Annotated in this window: 12 protein-coding genes; 11 read left to right on the forward strand and 1 reads right to left on the reverse strand. The window is 29.5% G+C overall.

The window, feature by feature from the left end; translation table 11 throughout:
- The first annotated feature begins 33 nt into the window (after positions 1 to 33).
- The 6 genes from D2A34_RS09805 to D2A34_RS09830 all read left to right on the forward strand — a co-directional run bounded on the left by D2A34_RS09805 (position 34) and on the right by D2A34_RS09830 (position 4237).
- The gene (locus D2A34_RS09805; protein ID WP_182629343.1) at positions 34 to 510 is read left to right on the forward strand and encodes a GNAT family N-acetyltransferase; all 477 of its coding nucleotides are present in this window, start codon (positions 34 to 36) and stop codon (positions 508 to 510) included.
- A 43-nt stretch (positions 511 to 553) separates the two neighbouring features.
- Entirely contained in the window at positions 554 to 1666 is a 1113-nt protein-coding gene (locus tag D2A34_RS09810; protein ID WP_182629344.1) for an aldo/keto reductase, read from the forward strand.
- 120 nt (positions 1667 to 1786) lie between these two features.
- On the forward strand, positions 1787 to 2656 hold the full coding sequence (locus D2A34_RS09815) for an NAD-dependent epimerase/dehydratase family protein (protein WP_119366500.1): 870 nt from the start codon (positions 1787 to 1789) through the stop codon (positions 2654 to 2656).
- 123 nt (positions 2657 to 2779) lie between these two features.
- Complete coding sequence (locus D2A34_RS09820; protein WP_119366501.1) at positions 2780 to 3340, forward strand: histidine phosphatase family protein; 561 nt, start codon at positions 2780 to 2782, stop codon at positions 3338 to 3340.
- Positions 3341 to 3451: 111 nt separating this feature from the next.
- Entirely contained in the window at positions 3452 to 3886 is a 435-nt protein-coding gene (locus tag D2A34_RS09825) for a GNAT family N-acetyltransferase (RefSeq protein ID WP_119366502.1), read from the forward strand.
- A gap of 117 nt (positions 3887 to 4003) precedes the next feature.
- Positions 4004 to 4237: an NUDIX domain-containing protein gene (locus D2A34_RS09830; protein WP_119366503.1), complete on the forward strand. Its 234-nt coding sequence runs from the start codon at positions 4004 to 4006 to the stop codon at positions 4235 to 4237.
- A gap of 224 nt (positions 4238 to 4461) precedes the next feature.
- On the opposite strand, the gene D2A34_RS09835 is transcribed toward D2A34_RS09830, so the two are convergent.
- Entirely contained in the window at positions 4462 to 5172 is a 711-nt protein-coding gene (locus D2A34_RS09835) for a DUF624 domain-containing protein (protein ID WP_119366504.1), read from the reverse strand.
- A gap of 493 nt (positions 5173 to 5665) precedes the next feature.
- Here D2A34_RS09835 and D2A34_RS09840 point away from each other — a divergent pair, with 493 nt between their 5' ends.
- From D2A34_RS09840 to D2A34_RS09860, 5 genes are all read left to right on the forward strand, one after another.
- Complete coding sequence (locus D2A34_RS09840; protein WP_119366505.1) at positions 5666 to 7507, forward strand: ABC transporter ATP-binding protein; 1842 nt, start codon at positions 5666 to 5668, stop codon at positions 7505 to 7507.
- Between the two features lie 28 nt (positions 7508 to 7535).
- Positions 7536 to 9335, forward strand: a complete 1800-nt coding sequence (locus D2A34_RS09845) for an ABC transporter ATP-binding protein (protein WP_119366506.1) — start codon at positions 7536 to 7538, stop codon at positions 9333 to 9335.
- Between the two features lie 275 nt (positions 9336 to 9610).
- Positions 9611 to 10360, forward strand: a complete 750-nt coding sequence (locus tag D2A34_RS09850; RefSeq protein WP_182629345.1) for a pyrroline-5-carboxylate reductase family protein — start codon at positions 9611 to 9613, stop codon at positions 10358 to 10360.
- A gap of 101 nt (positions 10361 to 10461) precedes the next feature.
- Entirely contained in the window at positions 10462 to 11067 is a 606-nt protein-coding gene (locus D2A34_RS09855) for a YdcF family protein (protein WP_119366508.1), read from the forward strand.
- Between the two features lie 192 nt (positions 11068 to 11259).
- Entirely contained in the window at positions 11260 to 11736 is a 477-nt protein-coding gene (locus tag D2A34_RS09860; protein ID WP_243128298.1) for a formyltransferase family protein, read from the forward strand.
- Positions 11737 to 11830: the final 94 nt, after the last annotated feature.

Genomic DNA, 11830 nt, shown 5'->3' on the forward strand with positions numbered 1-11830 from the left:
GAGAAGTATGCATTATTGAGTGGGTGGATATATATGAATGTTTTAGTAAGAGAATATGAAGAATGTGATGCCAAAAAAATTTCAAATATAATAACAAGGAATTTATTCGAAGTAAATATTGAAGATTATGGCAAAGAAGAGATATACAAACAGGCTGAAAAGTTTAAGCCTGAAGATATAATTAAAAAGTTTAAGAATAGACTAACTTATGTTGCAATATATGAAGGTAATGTTATAGGGACTGCAAGTATATGCAATGATTTCGTTAAAGATAAAAGTATATATTGGTTACTAACAGTTTTTGTTTTACCAGAGTATCATAAAAAGGGTATCGGTAGGATTCTTATAGAAAAGCTTGAAGAGAAAGCTAGAAAGTTAAATGCAAAAAGAATTATTGTTGACCCATCAATTACAGGAAAGAACTTTTATAGAAAATTAGGATATGAATATGAAAAGAGTGTGGATATTCTTAATGACGAAGGTCATATTAAGATGGAAAAATATTTATAATATTTCTTTACTATAGAATTAGTTTAAAAGGAGGATGTGTACCTTGCAATATAGAAAATTAGGAAAAACCGGTGTTGATGTGTCAGTGCTGGGATTTGGAATTATGAGATTGCCAATAATTGAAGGAAAAGTTGACAGAGAAAAATCTTTTGAAATGATTAACTATGCATATGAAAATGGTGTAAACTATTTTGATACAGCAGAAAATTATTTGTCAGGAGAAAGTGAAAGTGTTCTTGGAGAAGCTATTAAAAATTATAGAGATAAAATAAATATAGCAACTAAGGTAGGAATTTGGCACGTTAAAGACGGAATTCAAGACGTAGAAAATCTAATAGAAGGTCAATTAAAAAGACTTAAAACAGACTATATTGACTTTTATATGATTCACGCCCTTACAGATAAGCGTTGGAAGACTTTTGAACAAATAGGGATTATTGATTTCTTTGAAAAGAAAAAACGTCAAGGTATAATAAAACACTATGGGTTTAGTTATCATGGAACAGCATCTCTATTTAATGAAATAGTTACTAAATATGATTGGGAGTTTGCACAGATTCAAATGAATTACGTAGACATAAATATGCAGGCAGGGATAAGTGGGCTCCAGTATGCTGATAATAATGGGCTTGGCACTATAATAATGGAGCCACTTAGAGGTGGACAACTTGTAAATGAAGCAAACAGTGAAATAAAAAGTATTTTGCATAATGCTAATCCAGATAAAAGTTTAGCGGAGTGGGGATTTGAATTTCTGTTTAATCGTAATGATGTGGATATAGTATTAAGCGGAATGAACCATATAGATCAAGTTAAAGAAAATATAAAAATAGCTAATAATTCATACATAGGTATGTTATCAGTGAAAGAGACAGAAGCATTGTACAAGGTATCGGAAGTGTATAGAAAACTTATTAAAGTACCTTGTACTACATGCAGATATTGTGGGATTTGCCCACAAAATATTAATATATATAATGCTTTTATGCAATATAATAATGCAGTAACAATGGATTTTGAAAGTGCTAAAATGAATTTTAATAAAAATAAATATTCAATAAACAGTTGTATTTATTGTAGGAAATGTGTTGATGTATGTCCTCAAGGAATAGATATTCCGAAAGTATTAAAAGAAGCTAGCAATTTTTTTCAGTAGATTTTAATTCATTAGTACAAATTTTCCATAAAAGTTGTAATAATTAAGATTTTGAAGTTACTATAACCTTGTAAATTATAATGAAAGAAGAAATTTTTATATAATTAATGGAGGACACTTATGGATATTTTGGTTATAGGGGGAACAAGATATTTTGGAATTTATCTAGTTAAAGAGTTATTAACACAGGGACATAATGTTACGATAGCAACGAGAGGGAATGTAAAAGATTGTTATGGTGATAAAGTCTCCAGAATCACTTTTGAAAGAACAGATGCTGATAGTGTTAAAAAAGCATTGTCTGACAGATTCTTTGATGTAATATATGATAAAATTGCCTACTGCTCAAATGACGTGAAATACGTACTGGATGTTATTAAATGTAATAAATATATTATGATGTCAAGTACATCAGTTTATGAAAAACATTGGAATACAAAAGAAGATGACTTTAAGCCTTTAGAAAAGAAACTCATCTGGTGTTCAAGAATGGATTTCCCATATGACGAAATAAAACGACAGGCTGAGTGTGCATTATGGCAGAGTTACAAGAACATAAACGCAATTGCTGTAAGATACCCATTTGTTATTGGAAAAGATGATTATACCAAACGGTTATTTTTCTATGTAGAGCATGCTATAAAAGGAATACCAATGCATATAGATAATATTGATTATCAGATGGGATTTCTTCGCTCAGATGAAGCAGGTAAATTTATGGCATTCCTTGCTGATAAATGTTATTTAGGTCCTATCAATGGAAGTTCCTATGGAACTATTTCTATAAGAGAAATACTGAACTATGTGATAGAAAGAACAGGTAAAAAAGCTGTTTTATCGGAAGATGGTGAAAGAGCACCTTACAATGGTGAACCTGAATACAGTATCAATACGAATGAGGCAGAAAAATTAGGATATAAATTTAGTGATATAAAAGATTGGATATACGTCTTGATAGATTATTATATTGAATCCGTCATCTTCAAATAGACCAAGAAATATATGAGCATAATCTGTATATATTAAGACGCATTATTTTTAAAAGGTGTGGTAATTAAAATTTGTAGTTGTCGCACCACTGTAAATTATTGTGAATTGAATGGAGGGTACTATATGGCACAATTTTATTTAGTTAGACATGGGCAACCAGACTATAACCCATGCGATGAAAGAGGATATATAGGACATGGAAGAGATTTAGCACCTTTATCAAAAGAAGGTATATCACAAGCATTAATAACAGCATTAGACCCAAGATTAAAAAGTGCAGACATGATTGTATCTTCCCCATATACAAGGGCTTTACAGACTGCTGCAATTATCTCTCAAAAGACAAATATTGATATAACAGTAGAGATGGATTTACATGAGTGGATGCCTGATTTAACCTTTCAATATCGTGTATTTGAAAAATGTCTAGAATTAACAGAAGATTTTAATAACCATAAAGGCATCTATCCTAACGGGGAAACAAGACGATGGGAAGATTTAAATTCATTAAGAAGCAGAGTAAAAAAGGTTGCAGACAAGTACGCTAATTATAATAAAGTGATTATGGTATGCCATGGAATGGTTATAAGAACATTGACATATGCAGAAAAAATTGCACCTGGTGAAATAATTGAGTGTAATTATGAAATAGGAAAAGTTGATGAACCTTATTCTTTCGCATAATAAACAAGAATTAATTTACAATATTCGTTAAAGGGTAGCAATCCCAATTTAATGGATGCTGCACTAATGTAAATTATTACGAGGTAATCATTTGTATAATATGGAGGTATTATGGAACAAATAATTGAATCTAAATCATTATTGAAAAATAAACAGCTGCTGTCTGTTCTTGCTGAAAGTGTATATAATCCTACAGAAGATAGGCTGAATAATCGGGCGGATAAGTATATTTCAAATCAGAATACAGTGGTGTTTTCACTTAAAAATAATGAAACTTATAAAGGTATAATTGTATTGAATCTAAGCAACATTAAAGAAATCATAATACTTGATATTGCTGTCCTTAATAGTATTCAAAAATCAGGTATCGGTAGTTCTCTAATAAACCATTGTATTAATATATTTGAACCTAATGAGATTATAGCCGAGACAGATGATGATGCTGTTGGGTTTTACAAAAAGTTTGGTTTCAACATCCAATCTTTGGGCAATAAATACGGAGTAGGAATAAAAAGATATAAATGCACATTTAAATGTAAATTGTGAGCGTAAAATGAAGTTCAATTAATTAACACTCTTCATACGGGATGTAAAAAGTGGAGTTTGTAAGTGTTGCACCAATGTAAATTATTGTGTGCTTACATCAAAAGGGGAGAGTTTATTATGCGACATAGGGTTCAAGGAATAATAATACAAAATGGAAAAGCAATTTTTGGATATGGATGTGTTGATAAAATTAACAAAACATTTAGGCACTACTTTATTGGTGGAGGAATTGAAACAGGTGAAACTCCAGAAGATGCAATTTTACGAGAAGTAATGGAAGGGATAAATGTGAAAGGTAATATTGTTTTTAAGTTTAGTAAAGAAATTGAAAAAATAGTACAACTTTTTTAGTAGATATAGGCAATCAAAAACCTACATTGGGGTATGACCCAGAAGAAATAAATGAAGATTTACATCAAAGAGCATTACAAAAACTAATATTCATACCTTTGAAAGATAACATAGTAACGAAATGCAAATTAAAATAGGGATAATGCTGAACAAAAAGAATTCCTAAAGCTGGATTAAACAACTTTAGGAATTCTACAAAGTAAATATATTTAATTTTGCTATGTTTATTGAACTTCAATATCCTTATTAATGTATTTTTCTTCAATCTCCTGAAGCATACCTTTTTCCAGTAACATTACCAAGTAACATAGAATACTTACAGAAAACAATGGCAGTATCACAGCTAATTTAATTGTAATTAGTATAAACCATAGCATATAGGCTGCTGCAATACATATTATACATACATAAATTTTCTTAATCAGATATATTAAAGATAATACTAAAACATCTTTTTTCTTAAAATAAAATCTTGATATTATAGGAAAGATATAAAACCCTAAAGCAATACATGCAAAAATCATAATCTTAGATATAATTCCAGTTATAGTAAAACTAGAGCTATCATTAAAGAACAATATATTAACCCATGCTAAAGTTAAAATACTTAACCCTAATGTCCAAAAAAGTATTGAATCAAGGAAATTCACCTTATAAGCTTTAAAAAAGTCTTTTGTAACATCGATATCGCCCTCTCTAGTGAGCTTACCCATTAAACTTAACAGTGCAGTTAGTGCAGGTCCAATAGGTATTGAGGAGAACATTAAAATACTAATCATATTCATATCAACAGTGCCATAAATTCTCATTCCTACTGCTACAAATATAAAAGGAATATTCAAAATGCAAAAATAAAAATTCCCTAAAAAAAACCACCATACATAATTTGTAATCGTGAAAATAACACCTTCACCAAATTCTCTTTCTTTACTCATAATTTATCCCTATCTTTTTTCACCAATATATTTCATCTTTGTAACAACCATTTATATAAATATAACATTACTTTGTAAAAAAATCAAACTTACTAATACAAAGTTTTAGTAAAAGCTGAACAATTCAGCTTTTATTTTTTGTGGATATGGTTATCGGGATTAAATGAGGCTTTGGGCAATAATTTCCTCAAAATAACTGTAAAAATAATCTTATGAACATGTAAAAAAACAAACAAATGTAAAGTGACTGTGTTACAAATAAAACCTAAAAATGTAAAATTATATTGACAAACATCACTATTATTGGTAGTATTTAGTTAGAATAATTTGCAAAATATTTAGAATATATAGTAATTTAGCACGTTTTAAACATTTTACTAATGTCAAAATGAATATCCTAAATTTGTTCCAGTGAGAGTTTATTTGTTTGTAGTGATTTTCATAAGGCATATTTCATATGTCTAAAAATATTAAAAATAAAGGATGAGCTTTTATGAAAGAAAGTGAAAAAATCAAGCATGTAAAACAGAATGAAAATAAAAGTTTAAGAAAAGTGTTTATTAATAATTTTTATATACTCAAAATTGCTTGGAAAGCATATCCTAAAAGGGTTATTGCAGACTTTTTTATGAGTGCTATAGATTATTTTTCATGGATATTTTATACCGTTGTATTTATAAAATATATACTGGCTGCTATACAATACCAGCAAAGCTTTGCCTCAATTGTTCTGTTTGTAATTGGTACTATTATAATATTTTCAGCATTATCATTTTATTCTAATTGGTATACCACAAGATTTAGACCAATCACAGACAATATACTTTATTCAAAGCTAAATGAAATGTTATTTGACAAAGCAACAGAAGTGGAACTCGCTTGTTATGAGGATACAAATTTCTACAATACCTATACTCTTGCAATAAAGGAAACTGACTCAAGAATTTCCTCTGTGCTTGATAATGTTTCGGCGATTCTGTTTGCTGTAATTTCAGCAATATATGTATCTGTGTTTATGTATACAGTAGATCATTATGTTGTATTATTTATAGCTTTTCCTTTAATAGGTAATTTCGTGTTTGGTAAAATAATGAATAATATAATCTACTTAAGAGATGTTGAAAGTGTAGCGCATCGAAGAAAAATGGACTATGTAACAAGAATTGTATACTTGCAAAACTATGCAAAGGAAATACGTCTATCAAATATTTTTAATGTATTAAAAAGCACTTATGAAGAAGGTTATAAGGGGGTTATTGATGTTATTAAAAAATATAAAGTAAAGGGAATTACTGTATACTATCTTAGAGATATATTTACCTTCCTTTTTATATTTCAAGGTGTCTTATTTTATAGTGCTTATGGTGCTATCGTCACAAAGACTATAACATTAAGTGATTTTGGAGTTCTTGCAAGTGCAATGGTTAGTGCTTCATGGATTTTAATAGGTCTTGCTGAACAAATTAGTACTACTCTAAAAAACAGTCTATATATTGAAAATCTCCGCAAATTTCTTGATTACAAACCTAAAATTTCTGAAAATCAAGATGGTCTTATACCTGACAAAAAAATTAGTTCAATAGAACTTAAAAACCTCAAATTCACTTTTCCAGGACAAAAAAATCCAGTGTTAAAAAATATTAATATGAGAATTGGGGCGAAAGAGAAAATAGCTATTGTTGGACATAACGGAGCAGGTAAAACAACGCTAGTAAAGCTTTTAATGCGACTATATGATCCAGTTAGTGGTGAAATATGTGCTAATGGTAAAAATATAAAAGACTATAATGTAAAACAGTATCGAAGCCTATATGGAACAGCTTTTCAAGACTTTCAAATATTTTCAATGACCATTGCAGAAAATGTTTTAATGAGAAAGCCAGAGAATATTGATGATATTGAATGTGTTAAAAAGGCTTTAATAAAAAGTGGAGTTTATGAAAAGGTTATGTCCCTTGAAAACACGATTGATACTGTTTTAACTCGTGAATTTAACGATGATGGGGTTGTTTTATCAGGGGGAGAATTTCAAAAAATCGCTATAGCACGAGCTTTTGCTAAGAGTTTTGAAATTGCTATATTTGATGAGCCTTCTAGTGCTTTAGATCCAATTGCTGAGTACAAGCTATACGAAAGCATGATGGAAGCCTGTAAGGATAAAACCGTTATCTTCATATCACACCGATTATCATCTGCAATACTTGCTGACAAGATATATATGCTTGAGAATGGAGTCATAATAGAAGAAGGAACTCATGAGGAGCTTATGAATAGTGAGGGCAAGTACGCTGATATGTTTAAAAAGCAAGCAGAACAATATATTGAAGAGAACTAAAATTTAATACTCATTGGATGGTGAAATTATGATAAAACAAAGTTTTAAAAGAGTTATTCAAAATAACCTTTTTATTCTTAAATATGCCTTTAAATATACCCCATTATATTTAATAACTTCTTGTTTGTATCCTTTTCTAGGCGCAATTGTTGTATTTTTCGAACATACCTATTGTATTAAATATTTAACAGATACAATACAATACAAGGGACCATTCTCAGATGTTGTGACCTATATAAGTGTGATTTCAGTTATAGTAGCACTAAAAATATTATTTGGTATTTTTTATACCCAGTATATTGAACTTAATTCTAAGGAAAAGCTTCATAAAAATATACAGATGGAATTGTTTCAAAAAGCTGCACAAATTGATTTGTCATGCTATGATAACCCAGAGTATTACAATGAATTTGTATGGAGCATTAGTGAAGCTACGAATAGAGTAGACAAAACCATTGAATATTTATACAAATTTTGTGAGAGCATGGGTGTAATTTTAACTACAGGTACTCTCTTTCTTTTATTTAATAAAATGGGATTAATTTTTGTTACTATGTCCTTTGTATTAATTTTGTTAACTGATATAGAAATAAATAAACTTGGATTCAAAATGGATGTGGAATTGAAACCGAAACAGCGCAAGCGTAGTTATATAAATAGAGTATTCTATCTTACAGATTATGCAAAAGAAATTAGATTAAATAACATTACTCCAAAGCTAAAGATGGATTTTAACGACACTAATAATGATATTTTAAATACTATAAACAAATATTCTAAAAAACAATTAATTTTAGGTTTTTTAAATGATTATATATTTAACAGTTTTATATTAGATGGTTTATATATGATTTATCTGTTATTTATTGCTGTAGTAAAGCAATCTATAAGTGCAGGTACAGTTATTGCTTTACTAAGTTCTGCTAGAAGAATGAAATCTAATCTTAAAGGAATTTCAAACTTAATACCGCAGTTTCAGCAAAACAGCCTATACATAGAAAAAATGAGGGCATTTTTAGACTATAAGGAGGTAATTAAGAATATTGATAATGCTAAATCAGTACCAAAAGAACCATCCTTGCTTGAACTTAAGAATGTATCCTTTGCCTATAGCGAAAAAAGTGGTGAAATACTAAAAAATATTTCGATCAATATAAGGCCCTATGAGAAAATTGCCTTTGTCGGCTATAATGGAGCAGGCAAAACAACTTTGACAAAGCTTTTAATGCGTTTATATGATGTGTCTAAAGGTGAAATACTTCTAAATAATGTTAATATAAAGAATTATGAATTAGAAAGCTACAGAAATAGTTTTGGAACAGTTTTTCAGGATTATCAAATATTTGCTGCTAATATTGCTGAAAATGTAATAATGGATGAAGTCACAAATAATGAGAAGGATATTATTATTAATGCACTTGAAAATAGTGGCTTTACAGACAAGCTTACTTCATATAAAAATGGTATTTGCACTCCACTTACCAGGGAGTTTGAAGAAAATGGTGTTAATATATCTGGTGGTGAGGCACAAAAAATAGCTATTGCAAGAGTGTTTGCAAAGCCTTGCCAGATTATCATACTTGATGAGCCCTCAAGTGCCCTTGATCCTATAAGTGAATATAACTTAAACCAAACTATGCTAGAGGCAGCCGCAAATAAAACTGTTATATTTATCTCCCACAGACTTTCAAGTGCACGAATGGCCGATAGGATATATATGCTTGAAAAGGGTGAAATTATTGAGCAGGGAAGCCATGAAGAACTTATGAACTTTGATGGAAAATATGCAGAAATGTTTAATCTACAAGCTGAGAAATATAAATTTTAAAAACGTGTAATAAGTGTTGTGTAAGATTAAGTAAGTGCTATTTGTATATTAAAATATAGATATTCATATGGAGGAGATCATCTTTAAATTTTTTGGATTTATGAAAAAGTAAAAAACTATATTATGGGAATAGTTCTATTAGATTATAAGCATAATTCATAGCAGTGTTAATTCGAAACTTTCTTAAGGAATGTAAAAATTGGAGTTTGTAAGTGTTGTACCAATGTAAATAATGAAGAATCAAAGATTATTTAAAACTATGAATGGAGAAAGATATGAAAATTGGTATTATTGGTTTTGGACATTTAGGAAAAGCATTAACAAAGGGATTGATATTTAAAAATATAGTTTCTAAAGATGAAATATTTATATTAGCAAAATCAGAAAGAACAAAAGATGTAGCTGAAAAAGAATTTGGGGTGCAGGTTTGTAATGATATTAACGACATAATTGAAAAAGCAAGCATTTTATTTTGGGTGATAAAAGGAAATGTATTTGTTGAATTAAGTAAGGATATTCAACAAGATGTTAAACATAAAATTAATGTAAGCTTTATGGCAGGTATGACAATTAAATCTATGCAAGAAATACTTGGAGATATATTTATAACAAGGGCAATGCCAAGTGTAGCCATAGATAGAGCTGATGGTGTTATAGGCTATACAAAAACAAATGATACATTTGTCAAAAAAATACTTAATGAATTAGGATATGCCTTTGAAATTGAGGAAAAAGATATTGAAAAGGTTACTGCATTTTCTGCTTGCGGTTTAGGGTTTGCGGCCCATATCTTGAATGCTTTTCAAAAGGCAGGTCAAGCCTTTGGATTTAGCAAAGAAGTAAGCGAGAAGATAGTATCCAAGACTTTTTGTAATGCTATAGATATGGGAGATTATGAAGAAACGGCAAATGCAGTTGCAACAAAAGGAGGAGCAACTGAACAGGGGATATTGTATTTTGAAGTAAATAATATGAATAGAATTATTAGTGAGGCAATGAATAAAGCTTATAATAAGATGAAATAGGTGCTGAAACAAGTTAAATTGTTCGCAACATTCTTTAACTACGAATTAGCGACTAGTTGTATAATTCGCAGACAAATAGTAATTTGAAGGGGAGATTTGTGATGAAGATAATAAAAGATATAACGGAATTTATATTTGTTGAAAATGATATAAAAGAGATTAAAGAATCTGATGTAATTTTTATACCAGGTTCCTCAAAATATCAATTGTCTGAATTAGCTGGAGAATTATATAAACAAGGATTGTCAAAATTATTGCTACCAGCGGGTAGGTATAGTAGTAAAAATAATAAATTTGCTGTTGAAAATATAAAAGGTACTAGCTATGAGGGCTCTTACGAAACAGACTGGGAGTTCTGTAGAGAGGTACTTATAAAAAATGGAGTGCCACAAGAGGCAATTCTTAAGGAAGATGAATCAACTAATACTTATGAGAATGCATTATTCTCTAAAGGAATATTAGACAAGAATAATTTGCAAATAAAGAAAGCCATTTTAGTGTGTCAAGCATTTCATGCAAGAAGAGTTCTAATGACATATAGTGTAGTATTTCCCAATGTAGATTTTTATGTTTGTCCTATAGATACTCAAGGTATTTCTAAAGATAATTGGTTTAAAAATGATTATGGAATTAAGCGTGTTCTTGGAGAAGTTGAAAAATGTGGTAAGTATTTTAGTGGTTATCTAAAAGAATTGTTAATTGAGTAGTAAGTTTCATTGGTATCTAAATTTCAAGGTATAGAACTGACTAGAAAATCGTAATTTATAAGGGGGACTAACTATGAATATAGCAGTATTTGCATCACATGGAGGGTCAGATCTACAAGCTATAATAGATGGTTGCAAATCTAAAAAATAAATGCAGAGGTCAAATTAGTAATTAGCAACAATTTGGATTCAATGTCATTACAAAGATCTAAAAATGAAGGAATATTGGGATATTATCTTAGCCAAAAAGTAATTCCTAATAATGATGAATTAGATAGAAGAATATTGAATATTCTGGGAGAAAATAAAATTGATATGATTTTTTTGGCTGGCTATATGAAAATGTTAGGATATCCAGTTTTGAGAAAATATGAAAATAGAATATTTAATATTCATCCTGCATTACTTCCAAAGTATGGGGGAAAAGGAATGTATGGTATGAATGTTCATAAAGCAGTAATACAAGCAAAAGAAAAAGTATCTGGTGTAACTATTCATAGAGTAAATGAAAATTATGATAGTGGTGAAATTGTTGCACAAACAGAAGTGCCAGTGATGCCTAATGATATGCCTGAAAATTTAGCTGCGAGAGTCTTGGAAAGAGAGCACTCTTTTTTGATTAAAGTGATTTGTGATATTGTAAATGGAAAGATAAAACTAGGAATATAAATTTCAATTTATCAGTATATAATTTTGTGCACATTATTCTCAAACTACGAATTAGGGACTAGTTGTATAATTCGCAGACAAATAGTAATTTATC

Origin of the sequence: Clostridium chromiireducens, from assembly GCF_003575225.1 — a bacterium.
GTDB lineage: Bacteria > Bacillota > Clostridia > Clostridiales > Clostridiaceae > Clostridium > Clostridium chromiireducens.